Source organism: Aeromicrobium chenweiae, assembly GCF_003065605.1.
Classification (GTDB): domain Bacteria; phylum Actinomycetota; class Actinomycetes; order Propionibacteriales; family Nocardioidaceae; genus Aeromicrobium; species Aeromicrobium chenweiae.
The window spans coordinates 1,897,352-1,912,844 of record NZ_CP026952.1; the positions used below are offsets into that span (position 1 = coordinate 1,897,352).

A 15,493-nucleotide genomic window follows, 5' to 3' on the forward strand; every position below is an offset into this window, starting at 1 on the left:
CTGCGAGGGGGAGGCATCTCGAGCCACCAGCGGCTGCCGTCGCGACGGTCTCGTCCTTGGAGCCCGCTCCACCGTTGTGTCCCGCAGTAGCGTGGATCACGTGACCAATCCTCCCTCCATCGCCACTGTCGGTGAGCTGCGCGCCTCCGGCCACGTCCTCACCTCGCTCCGCACGGAGATCCGCACCAACCTGCTCGACGCCCTGCGCGAAGGGCGGAACCCTTGGCCCGGGCTCCACGGCTTCGAGGCCACGGTGATCCCCCAGCTCGAGCGCGCCCTCATCGCCGGCCACGACATCGTCCTGCTGGGCGAGCGGGGCCAGGGCAAGACCCGCCTCCTGCGCACGATGGTCGGCCTGCTCGACGAGTGGTCCCCGGTCATCGCGGGATCCGAGCTCGGCGAGCACCCGTACGACCCGATCACGGCCGCCAGCCAGCGGCGTGCCGCCGAGATGGGCGACGACCTGCCCGTCGCGTGGCGGGGCCGGGACGAGCGGTACGCCGAGAAGCTGGCCACGCCCGACACGAGCGTCGCCGACCTCATCGGCGACGTCGACCCGATGAAGGTCGCGGAGGGCCGGAGCCTGGGTGACCCCGAGACGATCCACTTCGGCCTGATCCCGCGCAGCCACCGCGGCATCGTCGCGATCAACGAGCTGCCGGACCTCGCCGAGCGCATCCAGGTCGCGATGCTCAACGTCATGGAGGAGCGCGACATCCAGATCCGCGGCTACGTCCTGCGGCTCCCGCTGGACGTGCTCGTCGTCGCGAGCGCCAACCCCGAGGACTACACCAACCGCGGGCGGATCATCACCCCCCTGAAGGACCGCTTCGGCGCCGAGATCCGCACGCACTACCCGACCGAGCTGGCCGACGAGGTGGCCGTGATCCGCCAGGAGGCCGAGCTCGTCGCGGACGTCCCGGACCACCTGGTCGAGATCCTCGCCCGGTTCACCCGGGCGCTGCGCGACTCCAGTGCGGTCGACCAGCGCAGCGGCGTCAGCGCGCGCTTCGCGATCGCCGGTGCCGAGACGATCGCGGCGGCGGCGCTGCACCGCGCGACTCGACAGGGCGAGGACGAGCCGGTCGCGCGCCCCGTGGACCTCGAGACCGCGGTGGACGTGCTCGGCGGCAAGATCGAGTTCGAGTCGGGCGAGGAGGGCCGCGAGGACGAGATCCTCGACCACCTGCTGCGCACCGCGACGGCAGAGACGGTCCGCAACCACTTCCGCGGCGTCGACTTCGCGGTGCTGGTGGACGCCATCGAGGGCGGGGCGATGGTCTCGACCGGCGAGCAGGTCACCGCTCGCGACTTCTTGGCCGGGCTGCCGGTGCTCGGGGAGTCCGAGCTGTACGACGAGGTGTGCGACCGTCTCGGTGCGAGCAACGACGGACAGCGTGCCGGCGCGATCGAGCTGGCCCTGGAGGGCCTCTACCTCGCGCGGAAGGTCAGCAAGGACAGCGGAGGCGGGGAGACCATCTATGGCTAGGCAGAACCGGCGGCTCACCCGCGACGCGCGCTACGGCAAGTACGTCGACGGACCGGACCCGTTGGCGCCCCCGGTCGACCTGAGCGAGGCTCTCGACGCGATCGGCGAGGAGGTGATGGCCGGCTACTCCCCGGAGCGCGCCATGCGCGAGTTCCTGCGCCGCGGCGGCAAGGACCAGGCTGGCCTCGACGAGCTGGCCCGCCGGGTGGCGGAGCGTCGTCGGGAGCTGGCCGATCGTCACCATCTCGACGGCACGCTCCAGGAGGTCAAGGAGCTGCTGGACCGCGCCGTCCTGGCCGAGCGCAAGCAGCTGGCCCGTGACGTCGCGATGGACGACGGCGACCGGATGCTGGCCGAGATGCAGCTCGACAACCTGCCGCCGTCGCCGGCAGCCGCGGTCAGCGAGCTGAACGGCTACGACTGGCAGAGCCAGGAGGCGCGCGAAGACTTCGAACGCATCAAGGACCTGCTGGGGCGGGAGATGCTGGAGCAGCGGTTCGCGGGCATGAAGAACGCCCTCGAGAACGCCACGGACGAGGACCGCGCAGCGATCCAGGAGATGCTCGACGACCTCAACACCCTGCTCGACGCGCACCGCCGGGGGGAGGACACCCAGGAGCAGTTCGACGAGTTCATGGACAAGCACGGGGACTACTTCCCCGAGCAGCCGACCACGATCCAGGAGCTGCTCGACACGTTGGCCGAGCGGTCGGCCGCGGCGCAGCGCATGCGGAACTCGATGACCGCCGAGCAGCGGGCCGAGCTCGATGCGCTCGCGCAGCAGGCCTTCGGGTCGCCCGAGCTGATGCAGTCCCTGGCCGAGCTCGACGGCAACCTGCAGTCGTTGCGCCCCGGCGAGGACTGGGGCGGCTCGGAGCGGATGGACGGCGGGGAGGGACTCGGGCTCGGCGACGGGACGGGGGTCTTCCAGGACATCGCCGATCTCGACGAGCTCGCCGAGCAACTCGCGCAGTCGTACAACGGGTCCCGCATGGACGACATCGACCTCGACAAGGTCGCCCGCCAGCTCGGCGACGAGGCCGCGGTGGACGCCAAGACGCTGCAGGCCCTGGAGAAGGCGCTGCGCGACTCCGGCACGATGAAGCGCGGCACCGACGGTCAGCTCAAGCTCACCCCGAAGGCCATGCGACAGCTCGGCAAGGCGCTGCTGCGCGACGTCGCGCAGAAGATGTCCGGCCGCACCGGCAACCGGGACCTGCGCCAGGCCGGTGCCGCGGGGGAGCGCTCGGGGGCCACCCGCGAGTGGGCGTTCGGCGACACCGAGCCGTGGGACGTCACCCGCACCATCACGAACGCGATCACCCGCACGGCCGGTGAGGGCGGTGCGGCGACGTCCGGCCACGGCGTCGGGCCGGTGAGGATCGAGATCGGCGACATCGAGGTCCAGGAGACCGAGGCGCGGACGCAGGCCTGCGTGGCACTGCTCGTCGACACGTCCTTCTCGATGGCGATGGACGGGCGCTGGGTCCCCATGAAACGCACCGCCCTCGCGCTGCACACACTGATCACGAGCCGGTTCCGCGGGGACGACCTGCAGCTCATCGGCTTCGGCCGGCACGCCGAGGTCATGGACATCGAGGAGCTCACCGGCCTCGACGCGATGTGGGACAAGGGGACGAACCTGCACCACGCGCTGCTGCTGGCCAATCGCCACTTCCGCAAGCACCCCAACGCCCAGCCGGTGCTCCTGATCGTGACCGACGGCGAGCCCACGTCCCACCTGGAGGCCAGCGGCGAGGTGTTCTTCAGCTATCCGCCGCACCCGGTCACGGTCGCCTACGCCGTGCGCGAGCTCGACAACTCGATGCGTCTCGGCGCCCAGACCACGTTCTTCCGGCTGGGCGAGGACCCGGGGCTCGCGCACTTCATCGAGTCCATGGCGGACCGGGTCGGCGGATCGGTCGTGGCACCGGAGCTGGACGACCTCGGCGCAGCCGTCGTGGGGTCGTACCTCGGCTCGCGGGGCGCGGGAGGACGCCGGTCGGGCGACGGCGAGTCGTTCTGGGACGGCGGCGGGGGTCGCGGTTTCTGGGTGGATTGACCCGGAGGCGGCTGGGTACGTCGCGTCCATGAGTGACTACCAGAGCGAAGAGCTCGAAGGCATCCAGTTCGTCGTCAACCGCGTCTCGGCGTACCAGGACGGTGCGGAGGAGGGCTTCGTGGAGAAGGAGCTCCGCAAGGGCTTCGACGAGGCCGGCATCGAGGTGGCACCGGAGCACGTGGACAAGCTGGCCGCCGCCATCTACGACAAGGACGGCGACGTCTCGGCGTCCGACGTGCTGAGTGCATGACGAGCCGTGACGAGCACCTGGCCACGCTGGTCGAGCTGACCAAGGAGTCCCGGTTCTGCATGCTGACCACCGTCGACACCGACGGCACCCTCGTCAGCCGGCCGATGTCCCGGCAGGACGTCGACCTCGACGTGGAGATGTGGTTCATCGCGACCCGCGACTCCCGCAAGGCCCAGCACCTGCGGGCGAACCCGTCGGCCGGAGTGACGGTCTCGACGGACACCTCCTGGGTGTCGCTGGCCGGCACGGCGGAGATCGTCGACGACACCGCGAAGCTGGAGGAGCTCTGGAGCACCTTCGCGGAGGCGTGGCTGCCCGAGGGACCGCAGGACCCCAACGCGGTGCTCGTCCGGTTCGACGCCACCACGGCCGAGTACTGGGACAACCCGGGCGGCAAGGTCTCGACCCTCATCAGCCTCGCGAAGTCCAAGCTGACCGGTCAGCCGTACGACGGCGGGGAGAACGAGGTCGTCACCGGCCTCTGACGCCGGTGGCGGCCCGCCGCCGTCAGTCCGCCTCGCTCAGCAGCCCGACGTCCTCGGGCCTGCGGGGCCGGGGCGTGGCGTGGACCGTCGGCGGCAGGCCCCACTCGTCCTTGCCCAGGCGCGACACGGGCTGGAGGCGTGCCATCTCCGGGTGGCCGTCGACCAGCGCGTAGTCATCGACCGTGATGGCCACGACGGTGCCCAGCACGAGCACCGAGTCGCCGAGCTCGATGGTCGAGTGCAGCTCGCACTCCAGGGACGCGGGGGAGTCGGCGACGCGCGGGGGTGCGACGCTGTCGCTCGGCTCCATCTCGATGTTGAGCCGGCTCGCCTCGTCGTCCTCGGCGGCGAAGGCTGCGCTGCTGGCGTTGACGAGGTCGAGCTGGGGGAGTGTCGCGAGGTTCACCACGAACTCCTTGGTCGCCAGCACGTTGGCCAGGGTGTCCTTGCGGCCGACGGACGTCCACGACACGATCGGCGGGCTCGCGCACGCGACGCTGAAGAACGAGTGCGGCGCCAGGTTGCCGATCCCGTCCGCGGACAGCGTCGAGATCCACGCGACGGGCCGGGGCACGACGAGCGCGGTCAGGAGCCGGTAGGGCTCGACGTCGGGGTCTGCGGTGTGGAAGACGGTGCGCACCGGACCATCCTTGCGTGTGGCAGGACGAACGGCACGTCACGACGTCGGCCGTGCACACCACCAGACCTTGTGCGGAAGGCCGTATCGTGATCCCGGGGCCGCAACCCGGCCCGCCGTGCGCCCGCACGGAGCTCGAGATCGAGGTGGTCACCATCGCGCCCCAGGCAGCCTCTGCACCCGACACCACGGTGCGGCCGTGGTCCGCCGGTCCCCGTTGGTGGATCTGGACGTGGGTGCTGGTCATCGTCTTCGGCGCCGTCGCGCTCTGGCGCTCCCACCAGGTGGACGTGCCGCTCCGCGACCCGGACGGCCGCGTGTTCATGTCCCGCATCGCCCTGTCGCTCGGGATCCTGGTGGTCCTCATCGTCCTGGACGGCGCCGTCCGGGCGCGTCGCCGCGAGGGGAGCGTGCGACGCACGTGGGCGGCCATCCGCTCGCGCTGGACGCCGGACCGGGTCCTGCTCGCCGTCACCGGGCTGCTGGCGTACCACCTGGTCTACTCGTTCTACCGCAACCTCAAGAGCTGGAACGCCTTCCGTGCGCAGCACGACGACGCGCTCCTGGACACCGACCGCTGGCTGTTCTTCGGGCACAGTCCGGCCGTCCTGCTGCACGACCTGTTCGGGCGTGACGTCGCACCTCACGTGTTCCGGGCGATCTACGAGTCGTTCTCGATCATGGTGCCGATCTCGTTCGTCGCGGCGCTCGTCCTGGCGCCACGCATCCGCGAGGGGTACGTCTTCCTGACGTCGGCGATGTGGGTCTGGATCCTCGGTGTGGGGTCCTACTACCTGATCCCCGCGATCGGCCCGTTCGACTCGGCGCCCGACGAGTTCGCCGGTCTCGACCGGACCAGCGTGACCGCGACCCAGGCCAAGTACATGGCCGAGCGGGCGGAGCTGCTGCTGCACCCCGGCGCGGCCGACTCGTTCGCCAGCATCGGGGCCTTCGCCAGCCTGCACACCGGCTTCACGTTCCTCGTCCTGCTGATGCTCCGGTACTACGGGCTCCGGCGGGCCGCCAACGTCATGGTCGTGTACCTGGTCGCCGTCATGGTCTCCACGATCTACCTGGGCTGGCACTTCGTGCTCGACGACGTGGCCGGGCTGGCGATCGCCTGGGCGGCGGTGCGTCTGGGCCGGCTCACGGTCTACCCGCCGGGGAGGTCCGTGGCGTGACGACGCTGGACGAGCGCGTCGAGGCCCCCCGCCCCCGACTGCGTGACTCGCTGGTGCGGTGGTGGCTGCTGTGCGCCGCCGTGGTGGTCGTCCTGCGCACCCCGTTCATCAACGTCCCCCTCGGCATCGACGAGGGCGGCGACTCGTTCGTCGCCCGCGCCTGGGGCACGACAGACGGCTCGATGTACGGCGGGTCCTGGCTCGACCGTCCGCCGCTGCTGGTCCTGGTCTACAAGATCGGCGTCCTGGGCGGCGATCTCGGCGTCCGGCTCGTCGGCATGGTCGCAGCGATCCTGCTGGTGGCCGGGACGATGGCGATCGCCCACCGGATCAGCGGTCTGCGCGCCGCGCGCATCGCCGGCGTCCTCACCGCCGTGATGACCTCCTCGGTCGTCCTCGGGGCGGTCTTCACCGACAACGAGCTGATCGCGAGCGTCCCTGCGACGTACTCGATCCTGGCGCTGATGCGGGCACGGGACGCCGTCGTGCCGCACCGCTGGCTCTTCATCTCGGGTGTCCTCGCGACCTGTGCGCTGCTGGTCAAGCAGTCGTTCGGGGAGGTGCTGGTCGCCGGCGCCGTGTTCCTGCTCGTCAGCTGGGTGACCCGCGCACGCTCGGGGTTCCGGTGGAGCTGGGCGGGGTGGTGGCTGGGCGGCGTCGCGACGCCGGTCCTCGTGACGTTTGCGTGGTTCGAGGCGTACTCGGTCGGCGTGAGGTCCTTCGTGTACGCCGTGGCGGGCTTCCGCCTCGACAGCGTCGCCGAGATCAGCGGCGGGAACCAGGGCGCAGGGTTCATGCTGCTGCGCCTCGGGCTGCCGATCCTGATCGTCTCGGGCTGCCTGTTCCTGGTGCCGTGGTCGGTGGCCTGGCTGGTGCGCCGACGCACCGACCCGCAGCTCGTGCTGCCGCTGACGGCGTGGCTCGTGGTGGGCTTCGTCGGCATCGCCGGCGGGGGCAACTACTACCCGCACTACTTCATCCAGCCGGTCGCGGCGCTCGCGGTCCTCTCGAGCTGTGCACTGGCGGCGACCGGACGCAGGGGACTGTCCATCGCGACCGCCGCCATGGTGCTCGTGCTGGCGGTCGGCAACGTCGCGGTGGGCACGACGCTGCAGAACGTCAACCCGCCGCAGCAGCGGACGCTCGCCGTCGCGGACTACCTGCGCAGCAACGCCCGGCCGAACGACACGCTCTACGTGCTCTACGCCCGCGCGAACCTCCTGTACTACGCCGACATGGCCACGCCGTACCCGTACTCCTGGACGCAGATGGTCCGGACCGTGCCCAACGCCGAGAACCGGCTGCGCGACATGCTGCGCTCCAAGACGCGCCGTCCGACGTGGATCGTGGAGTGGCAGGACGCGACGATCTTCGGGATGGACGCCTCGGGGGAGACGCGCCGGCTGATCGCGAAGCACTACGTCACGACCGACGAGATCTGCGACAAGCCCGTGCTCATCCGCCGCGACGAGGCGGCCCGCAAGCTGCGGAAGTCCGATCACACCGAGTGCGCGACGCTCGACCTGCCGAAGCAGCTGGGGCCGAAGGTGTCTCGGACGCCGGAGGACAGCGCCGACTACGTCTGGCAGTGACTCCAGCCGTCCCGGCTGCACAACCGGGGACCGCCGATCCATGGATGAGCGGGGCGAGGCAGAAAACTGTCAGTGCGGAATACGATCGTGGAACCAGGCGCTGACCGACTGCAAGGCCTCCGCGCCCCGGCCCGCCGGCTGCACCAGCCGCCCCGCCGCAGCACTGCCCCCCCACACCCTGATCACCCGCTGAGGACCCCCATGGCCACTGCTGAACCCGTCCTGCCCGACACGGTGCGCGAACCCGATCCCAAGCGCTGGCTGGCCCTCGGGGTCATCGCCGTCGCCCAGCTCATGATCGTGCTCGACGCCTCCATCGTGAACATCGCGCTGCCCTCGGCCCAGGAGGACCTGGGCATCAGCGACGCCGACCGCCAGTGGGTGGTCACGGCCTACACGCTCGCCTTCGGCGGGCTCCTGCTGCTGGGCGGCCGCATCGCGGACTTCGCCGGCCGCAAGCGCGTCTTCGTCATCGGCCTGCTCGGCTTCGCCGTGGCCTCCGCTCTCGGTGGCATCGCCTCGACGGCCGGTCTGCTGTTCGCCGCCCGCGGCCTCCAGGGCCTGTTCGCCGCGCTCATGGCACCCGCCGCGCTCTCGCTGATCTCGGTGACGTTCACCGAGACCAAGGAGCGCGCCACGGCGTTCGGCGTGTTCGGCGCGATCTCCGGCGGTGGAGCCGCCATCGGCCTCATCGTCGGTGGCGTGCTGACCGAGTACGCCTCGTGGCGCTGGTGCCTGGGCGTCAACGTCCCGATCGCGCTGGTCACGGCCCTGGCCGCCTCCCGTGTCGTCCGCGAGAGCAAGGCCGAGGGCGACACGAAGTACGACGTCCCCGGAGCGATCCTGGTGTCCCTCGGACTCGTGTCGCTGGTCTACGGCTTCACGGAGGCCGCCAAGGAGAAGAACCCCGGCAAGAGCACCGAGGTGCTGGGCTGGACGGACAGCAGCACGCTGACCTTCCTCGGCATCGCCGTGGTCCTGCTCGTGGCGTTCGTGCTGTGGGAACGCCGCACGGCCCACCCGCTGCTGCCCCTGCGTGTCGCGCTCGACCGCAACCGCGGTGGTTCGTACCTGGTCTTCCTGTTCGTCGGCGCGGGCCTCTTCGCGATGTTCCTGTTCCTGACCTTCTACTTCCAGCTGACCCTGGGCTACAGCCCGCTGCGGTCGGGCTTCGCGTTCCTGCCGTTCAGCATCGGCATCATCCTGGGCGCGGGCGTGGTCTCGCAGCTGCTGCCGCGCCTCGGTCCCAAGCCGCTCATGGTCCCGGGCCTGGTCGCGGCGTCGGTCGGGATGCTGCTGCTCACGCAGGTCGATGCGAACACCTCGTACTGGACGCACGTGCTGCCCTCGCTGGTGCTGCTGAGCCTCGGCATGGCCGCGGTGTTCATCCCGGCCTCGAGCACCGCACTGGTCGGTGTCGGCTCCCACGACGCGGGAGTCGCGAGCGCCCTGCTCAACACCTCGCAGCAGGTCGGCGGCTCCCTCGGCACCGCGCTGCTCAACACGCTGTACGCCGGCGCGGTCACCACGTTCCTCGCGGACAATGTGCGCGGGGCCCGCAACCCCGATGCCGTGATGGGGGAGGCGTTCGTCCACGGCTACCACGTGGCGTTCTTCTGGGGCGCGATGCTGCTGGTGCTCGCCCTGATCACCGCGGCGACGCTCATCAACGCCAAGAAGGACGACATCCCGGCCGAGGGCGCGGCCGGCGTGGCCTAGGGCTCACGATCACCTGGGCTGATCGCCACCGTGCAGACCAGCCCCAGGTGGTCCGAGCTGTCCGGCTCGGTCATCTGCACCCGGCCGTCGACCGCGGTGACGCGGCCGCCGAGGTAGATCGCGTCCAGGTGGCGTCCGGTGCGGGTCAGGGGCTCGCCGATCCGGTGGTGCACGTCGACGTCGGCGTCGCGGACCTGCGTGGCATCCCGCCAGTCGGTGTAACCGGCCGCCTCGAGGATGCCGCGGGGGGTGTCCGGCCGCACCGCGACGTTGTTGATGTCAGCGGCCACGACGTCCACCCCGTGCTCGGCGCACAGCTCGGCAAGGCGGGCTGCCTGGAGCCCCCGTGACGCCTCGGCCTTCTCCGGCGTCGTGTGGACCGAGGACGACAGGTGGGTGGTCGCCGCCACCCACTCGACGCCGGACGCCAGGTGCTCGTACCGGGCGATGAGCACGTACCGCTGCTGTCGCGTGAACGTGCCGAGCGGGTGCTCGTGCGAGTCCAGCAGCCGGTGCACCGACGGATCGCTGTAGGCGTCGTTGTGGCCGCGACGTGAGCGGGCCACCTCCCACCCCGGCAGGATCCGCGCCAGGCTGCGGCGCTCCGCCCGCCGGTTGACCTCCACGAGGAAGTAGGCGCTCGCCTGCATGCCGTCGGGCCCGTGCATCTCGCGCTCGAGCATCACCGCACGCCCGGGCCAGCGATGTCGGGTCCGCGTCCAGTTGGACCCGAGCACGTTCTTGAACCCGAGGCGGAAGGTCGCCGTCATCCAGCGAGGCTATCGGACCTGTCGCGTCGAGGTGTGGCGCCGCGGGGGAGCCAGTAGCGTCGAGGACGATGAGCCCGTCGCCGCGTGACCTCGCCCGCCGTCTGGTCGCGCTCGCGCCCCGAGAGCTGCGCGAGAAGGTGCCGCGCGACCACCTCGAGAGCGACGAGGCGTTCCACCGCCGTCGTCGCGTCGTCGGCGGGGTCAGCGTCGCGGGTGCGGGGCTGCTCGGCAGGTCCCTGGCGAGCGAGCCGGACTCCACGGAGTTCTACGCCCTGACGCTGGGCGTCGCGGGCACCTGGACGGCCGGCGCCTTCGCGTCCGGGCCGCTGCACCTGGGCTGGGAGCAGGGCGACGACAACCAGCTCCGGCGGCCCCTCGCCACCCCGGTCGTGCTCGGCGTCGCCGCCTTCGGGGCGTTCTACGGCGCCGCCCTGGTCTGCCGCCGCATCCCCGTGCTCAACCGTGCCCTCACCGACATCCTCGCGTTCGCCGACCAGGGCTCGGCGCCACTCGTCACCGCCACGACGTTCGCGAACGGCGCGGCCGAGGAGGTGTTCTTCCGCGGTGCGCTCTACGCAGCGGCGGGAACGCACCACCCGGTCGCCAAGTCGACCGCCGTCTACGCGCTGGCGACCACCGCCACCCGCAACCCGGCCCTGGTCCTCGCCGGCACCGCCATGGGCACGCTGTTCGCCCTGCAGCGGCGGGCTTCCGGCGGCATCCAGGCCCCGTTGCTCACGCACCTGACGTGGTCGGCGCTGATGCTGCGCTTCATGCCGCCGTTGTTCCGGCGTGACGGTCACGACACGGTCGACACGAACCGCCCGCCCCGGGTCTGACCCCTCCGCCCGGGGGTACGCCCCGGCGCGCGCCGAGCATCGACAAGAATGGACGCGTGCCGTGGCCGTCGTGGGAGGAAGCCGCCGTCGCGTGCCTCGTCAGTCTGGTCGCATGGGTCGTCCTGAGGCGACTGCCTCGCAGCCGCGGGCGCGACGCGTTGCTGCCCGCCTTCAGTGAGTTCGCGCTGATCTCCGGGCTCTACGGCGTGTGGCGCCTGGCACGCATGCTCCCGATCACGCACGAGGCCGGCGCGCTCGGTCGCGCCCGCGACATCGAGCACTTCGAGCACCTGCTCCGCCTGCCGACCGAGATCGCGATGCAGCACTTCGTCATCGCACACGACTGGCTCGCCCGGTTCGTCAACGGCTACTACGCGATCGTCCACGTGCCGGCACTCGTCGCGTTCCTCGTCTGGGGGTTCACGCGTCACCGCGACCTGTACCCGCACTGGCGCAATGCGCTGGTGGCGGTGACGGCCGGGTGCCTGCTGATCCGGTTCATCCGCGTCGCCCCACCGCGGTTCGTCGAGGAGCTGGGCTTCGTCGACCTGTCCAGCCGCTTCGGGCTGGGGGTCTACGGCGACGTGGGCACCGGGGTCTCCGACCAGTTCGCCGCGATGCCGTCGATCCACGTGGGGTGGGCGGCCGTGGTGGCCCTCGGCACCTTCGCGATGACGACGAGCCCATGGCGGTGGCTCGTGGTCCTGCACCTGCCCGTCACCGTGTTCGTCGTGGCGGCCACGGGGCACCACTGGTGGCTCGACGGCATCGTTGCCGTGGCACTCATGGGGGCCGGCCTGGCGCTCGACACGGCGGTGCGGCGTCGCCGGGGCGTCGGGCCGACGACTGCGGCCATGGCCGAGGTCTGACCCGAGTCACCCTGCCGACCCCGGTCTGCGCGCCTATCGTCGAGACATGTCCCGTCCCGACGTCAGGCTCGCAGCGGCACTGCTGCTGCCGCCCCTGGTGATCGGCCTCGTGGGGACGACCCACCCGGACCACCTCACGATGGGGGCGGCCACCTACTGGCGGGACATGCACGTCGTCCTGCTGCCGCTGTTCCCGCTGCTGGCGGTGGGACCCTGGCTGCTCGCGCGCTCGGTCGATCCCGTCTACGGACGGATCACCCTCGTCCTGGGCTACGTGTATGCCTGCTTCTACTCGGCGTTGGACATCCTCGCGGGCATCGCCGCCGGCGGGCTGAAGGCGGACCGCGAGGGCGGACTGGGCACGGTGTTCGGTCTGGCGTCCGACCTCGGTCAGGTGGGCTCGATCGCGTACATCGGCGCGACCGCGGCCGCGGCCGGTTGCGTGATCCGGGTGGCCGGCCTGCGCGCGCTGCCCGGGGCCCTCGTCGCGCTCGCCGGTGCGTTCGGGTTCATGGAGGAGCACGTCTACTGGCCCCGCGGGGTGCTGTCGATGGCCGCGATCGCGGTGGGGTGGGTGTGGCTGCTGATCAGTCTCCGCAGTGCTCAGCGTCCCGCGACGAGTCCCGTGCCCTGATGGACCCGCACCCAGTCGACCTTGTAGCTGAAGTCGTCGCGGGTGTGCTCAGGATCGGGCCAGCCCCAGTAGCTCGACCCGATCTGCATGTTGAGGCGGATGTGGAAGGTGTCGTCGAACGTCCGCTCGCGGAAGTACGACGCGGTCCGTGGGTCGTCGAAGTCCACGATGCCGACGGTCCGTCCGTCGTACAGGTAGCGCAGGCAGCGCGGCGACCAGTTGACCGCGAACGTGTGCCAGCCCTGCCAGATCTTGTCGGTGCCGACGTCCGCGCGTCCGTGCGTCTGCCGCTTGACGATGCCGGTCATCGAGCCCTCGGCGGTGTCCGCCCAGCTGTTCCACTCGTACGAGCTCGACGGGTCGAACGAGCGGATCGTGGGGGCGCCGTAGGACTCCATGGGGTCGATCTCGCCGGCCTGGTGGTCCGCCCGCAGCCAGAACGCGGGCCAGATGCCGCGTGACATCGTCGCCTGGCTGGGCACCAGCGCCCTGATCTCGAAGTGCCCGTACTTCTGCCCGAAGCGGTTGGCTGCGGCGTTCCCGTACCCGGCGCTGTCGATCGTGTCGACGTATCCGGTGGAGTAGTCGCGGACCACGTTCGCCAGGGAGAGGGCCTGGGGGTTGAGCCGCCACTGCGACTCGGCGAGCCGGCGACCCCGGATGTCGAGGTAGCCGTCGTGCACCGACACGGCGTCCTTCGTGATCCACGCCTTGTCCTGGTTGAGGAAGGTGTCGTCGCGGACCCGCCACCGCGCCCGGTCGATCGAGGAGCCGTCGAAGTCCTCGCGGAACGTCTCGACTCCCTGGCCGGGAGCGGAGTAGTCGATGTCGCTGCACGGCGTGTTCCGGACCGGCTGGGCCGCGACGGGCCTCGGGGTGACGGTGGCACGGATGTCGGCGACGCGGAGCCGAGCCAGACCCCGCACACGTCGTGCGCCGACGAACAGCTGGATGCGGGAGCCGGCGCGGGTCGTCCGGAGCGTGACGGTGACGCGGCGCCAGCCCCGTGACGACGGCCTGATGGTCGCCGAGCGACTGGCGACGACGCGGCCGGCCCGCACCTCGCGCACCCGGAACGTGAGCCGGCGCCCGGGCTGGGAGATGCGTAGCTGCGCCGTGGTCCGCACCGTCGTCCCGGCCGGCGTCACCGCGCCGGTCGAGAGCGGGGACCGCATCGAGACGCTCTTGACACCCGCGCGTCGTCGCGGCGTGAGGTGGAGGGTCGCTGCGGACGTCCGGGGGCGCAGGTTCCTGGTCCGGGCGTTCGCCGAGGGCTTCCAGGCGACGGACTCGGTGGCGATCGTGGCCCGCGCCGAGGTCGCTGCCGCGGCGCGCTCGACGGCCTCGCCCGAGCCACTCGGCGCGAGCAGCAGACTGCCTGCCACCACCGCTGCGACACCCAGGAGGCTCGCGCGTCGCGCGCGTCCTCCGCCGGGTCGCGTGTGGGGCCTCATCCCGCCACGGTAGGACCTGCGGGGGACGACCGCGAGGGTACGGCGGCTCTTGCCGTGCGGCGCGTCGCCGGATCGGCGGGTCACACGGGCAGCAGTCGCGTGATGAAGCGGGTGAGCTGGTCGACGTTGCAGCACTCGTGCATCTCGACGACCTCGGCGTACGCCGGCGCCTCGGAGTCGCCCAGCCCCCAGCGGATCGTGGCCTCGGGATTGAGCCAGAAGGTCCGACGCGCCTTCTGGTTGATGTCGTGGAGCGCGCCGAGGTTGGGGTCCTGGTTGTTGTTGCGGGCGTCGCCGAGGATCAGCACCGCGGTGCGGGGACCGATCGCGTTCATGTGCTCGGCACGGAAGTCGCCGAACGCCTCGCCGTAGTCGCTGCTCGTGTGCCACTTGGTGATGTGCGCGTCGCGGGCGATGCGGGTGGACAGGTCCTCCTGCCGCGAGTCCGCTCCCGTGTCCTTGACCAGGTCGGTCACCTCGTCCATCGCATTGACGAACGCGAACACCCGGACCTTGCTGAACTGCCCGCTCAGCGCCTGGACGAGGTGCATGGTGAACTCCGAGAAGCCCGACACCGAGCCCGACACGTCGCAGAGCAGGACCAGCTCCGGCCGCGACGGGTGCGGCTTGGCCAGGACGGGGTGCATGGGGACGCCCCCGGTGGACATCGAGCGGCGCAGGGTGCGGCGGATGTCGATCTTTCCTCGGCTGGCCTTGCGCCTGCGGGCCGAGAGACGGGTCGCGAGCTTGCGGGACAGCGGCTTCACGGTGCGGCCGAGCTCCTCGAGCTGCTGCTTGTTGGCGCTCAGGAAGTCGAGCCGATCGGTGCCCGACCGGACCGCGTGGCGCGTCACGGTGTCCCGTCCGCGGACCTCTGCCGTCCGGCGACGTGCCTCGCCGCCCACCATCGCCCGGAAGCGTTCGACGTTCTCGCGGACCTCGTCGCGCTCGAGGCGCTGGGTGAACTCGCCGCCGGTGCCCTGACCGGATCCCTGGCCCTGGCCCTGGCCACCGCCCTCGCCACGCATCTGGGCGGCCCGGGACACCAGCGTCTGCGGCCGCAGACGCTCGAGCGTCTGGTACGCCGACCAACCCGCGCTCTGCGTGTCGGCCGTGCCGACCTGTCCGAGGAGGTCGACCGCGATCGAGGCGATCCGCTCCAGGGTGCGCAGGTCGTCCTCGGCGAGCGCCTGGACCAGGAGGTCGCGAAGGGCGTCGACGTCCAGGCCCTCCGGTGCCTCGATCGCCGCCTGCGGCGTACCGGTGCCGGCGGGGAAGTAGAGGTCGAAGGTCATGTCGAAGACGTCCCGCTGGCCGCCGCGCCGCACCAGCGCCGCGGCGAGGCCCTCGCGCAGCTGGTTGCGGTCGCTCATGCCCAGGACGTCGACCACGGCGGCGGCGTCGACGGTCTCGCTCGTCCCGGCCGGGATCCCCTTGGACCGCAACGCGGCGACGAACTCGACCAGCCGTCCGGTGAGGTCCTGCGACCCCGCCTCGCTCATGCGACGGACC

14 protein-coding genes are annotated in these 15,493 nt (G+C 71.2%); 10 read left to right on the forward strand and 4 right to left on the reverse strand.

The genetic code is table 11. From position 1 onward, the window contains the following. Positions 1-100 precede the first annotated feature (100 nt). The 4 genes from C3E78_RS09110 to C3E78_RS09125 are packed head-to-tail and all read left to right on the forward strand — an operon-like array spanning position 101 to position 4,286. Entirely contained in the window at positions 101-1,489 is a 1,389-nt protein-coding gene (locus C3E78_RS09110) for a magnesium chelatase ATPase subunit I (protein WP_108577991.1), read from the forward strand. Then, a complete protein-coding gene (locus tag C3E78_RS09115; protein WP_108577992.1) occupies positions 1,482-3,551 on the forward strand; it encodes a vWA domain-containing protein in 2,070 nt (689 codons plus the stop codon). Before C3E78_RS09110 ends, C3E78_RS09115 begins: the two co-directional genes overlap by 8 nt. 28 nt (positions 3,552-3,579) lie before the next feature. Continuing rightward, entirely contained in the window at positions 3,580-3,801 is a 222-nt protein-coding gene (locus tag C3E78_RS09120; RefSeq protein ID WP_108577993.1) for a hypothetical protein, read from the forward strand. Beyond that, positions 3,798-4,286, forward strand: a complete 489-nt coding sequence (locus C3E78_RS09125) for a pyridoxamine 5'-phosphate oxidase family protein (protein WP_108577994.1) — start codon at positions 3,798-3,800, stop codon at positions 4,284-4,286. Before C3E78_RS09120 ends, C3E78_RS09125 begins: the two co-directional genes overlap by 4 nt. A gap of 22 nt (positions 4,287-4,308) precedes the next feature. Here the strand turns inward: C3E78_RS09125 and C3E78_RS09130 are convergent, their stop codons facing one another. Next, a complete protein-coding gene (locus tag C3E78_RS09130; RefSeq protein ID WP_108577995.1) occupies positions 4,309-4,926 on the reverse strand; it encodes a flavin reductase family protein in 618 nt (205 codons plus the stop codon). An 86-nt stretch (positions 4,927-5,012) separates the two neighbouring features. Here C3E78_RS09130 and C3E78_RS09135 point away from each other — a divergent pair, with 86 nt between their 5' ends. From C3E78_RS09135 to C3E78_RS09145, 3 genes are all read left to right on the forward strand, one after another. Further along, positions 5,013-6,104: a phosphatase PAP2 family protein gene (locus C3E78_RS09135; RefSeq protein ID WP_108577996.1), complete on the forward strand. Its 1,092-nt coding sequence runs from the start codon at positions 5,013-5,015 to the stop codon at positions 6,102-6,104. Continuing rightward, positions 6,101-7,696 carry an ArnT family glycosyltransferase gene (locus C3E78_RS09140; RefSeq protein ID WP_108577997.1) on the forward strand — a complete coding sequence of 532 codons (1,596 nt, stop codon included), beginning with the start codon at positions 6,101-6,103 and terminating at the stop codon, positions 7,694-7,696. Before C3E78_RS09135 ends, C3E78_RS09140 begins: the two co-directional genes overlap by 4 nt. A gap of 201 nt (positions 7,697-7,897) precedes the next feature. Then, the gene (locus C3E78_RS09145) at positions 7,898-9,415 is read left to right on the forward strand and encodes an MFS transporter (protein WP_108577998.1); all 1,518 of its coding nucleotides are present in this window, start codon (positions 7,898-7,900) and stop codon (positions 9,413-9,415) included. Here C3E78_RS09145 and C3E78_RS09150 read toward each other — a convergent pair. Beyond that, positions 9,412-10,185, reverse strand: coding sequence for an exonuclease/endonuclease/phosphatase family protein (locus C3E78_RS09150; RefSeq protein ID WP_108577999.1), 774 nt, complete (start codon positions 10,183-10,185; stop codon positions 9,412-9,414). The genes C3E78_RS09145 and C3E78_RS09150 overlap by 4 nt on opposite strands. A gap of 68 nt (positions 10,186-10,253) precedes the next feature. Here C3E78_RS09150 and C3E78_RS09155 point away from each other — a divergent pair, with 68 nt between their 5' ends. From C3E78_RS09155 to C3E78_RS09165, 3 genes are read left to right on the forward strand one after another with little or no spacing between them, the layout of a single operon-like run. Continuing rightward, complete coding sequence (locus C3E78_RS09155; protein ID WP_108578000.1) at positions 10,254-11,024, forward strand: CPBP family intramembrane glutamic endopeptidase; 771 nt, start codon at positions 10,254-10,256, stop codon at positions 11,022-11,024. Positions 11,025-11,080: 56 nt separating this feature from the next. Next, entirely contained in the window at positions 11,081-11,893 is an 813-nt protein-coding gene (locus C3E78_RS09160; RefSeq protein WP_235833768.1) for a phosphatase PAP2 family protein, read from the forward strand. 46 nt (positions 11,894-11,939) lie between these two features. Continuing rightward, the gene (locus tag C3E78_RS09165; RefSeq protein WP_108578002.1) at positions 11,940-12,527 is read left to right on the forward strand and encodes a hypothetical protein; all 588 of its coding nucleotides are present in this window, start codon (positions 11,940-11,942) and stop codon (positions 12,525-12,527) included. Here the strand turns inward: C3E78_RS09165 and C3E78_RS09170 are convergent. Beyond that, complete coding sequence (locus C3E78_RS09170; RefSeq protein ID WP_108578003.1) at positions 12,497-13,981, reverse strand: glycoside hydrolase family 16 protein; 1,485 nt, start codon at positions 13,979-13,981, stop codon at positions 12,497-12,499. The two genes, C3E78_RS09165 and C3E78_RS09170, sit on opposite strands and share 31 nt — an antisense overlap. An 80-nt stretch (positions 13,982-14,061) precedes the next feature. Continuing rightward, positions 14,062-15,483, reverse strand: a complete 1,422-nt coding sequence (locus tag C3E78_RS09175) for a vWA domain-containing protein (protein WP_108578004.1) — start codon at positions 15,481-15,483, stop codon at positions 14,062-14,064. Positions 15,484-15,493 lie beyond the last annotated feature (10 nt).

Coding starts and splice junctions, on each gene's coding strand:
- C3E78_RS09115 (WP_108577992.1), top strand. CDS start 1,482: ATGGCTAGGCAGAACCGGCGGCTCACCCGCGACGCGCGCTACGGCAAG.
- C3E78_RS09120 (WP_108577993.1), top strand. CDS start 3,580: ATGAGTGACTACCAGAGCGAAGAGCTCGAAGGCATCCAGTTCGTCGTC.
- C3E78_RS09125 (WP_108577994.1), top strand. CDS start 3,798: ATGACGAGCCGTGACGAGCACCTGGCCACGCTGGTCGAGCTGACCAAG.
- C3E78_RS09145 (WP_108577998.1), top strand. CDS start 7,898: ATGGCCACTGCTGAACCCGTCCTGCCCGACACGGTGCGCGAACCCGAT.
- C3E78_RS09150 (WP_108577999.1), bottom strand. CDS start 10,185: ATGACGGCGACCTTCCGCCTCGGGTTCAAGAACGTGCTCGGGTCCAAC.
- C3E78_RS09155 (WP_108578000.1), top strand. CDS start 10,254: ATGAGCCCGTCGCCGCGTGACCTCGCCCGCCGTCTGGTCGCGCTCGCG.
- C3E78_RS09165 (WP_108578002.1), top strand. CDS start 11,940: ATGTCCCGTCCCGACGTCAGGCTCGCAGCGGCACTGCTGCTGCCGCCC.
- C3E78_RS09170 (WP_108578003.1), bottom strand. CDS start 13,981: ATGAGGCCCCACACGCGACCCGGCGGAGGACGCGCGCGACGCGCGAGC.
- C3E78_RS09175 (WP_108578004.1), bottom strand. CDS start 15,483: ATGAGCGAGGCGGGGTCGCAGGACCTCACCGGACGGCTGGTCGAGTTC.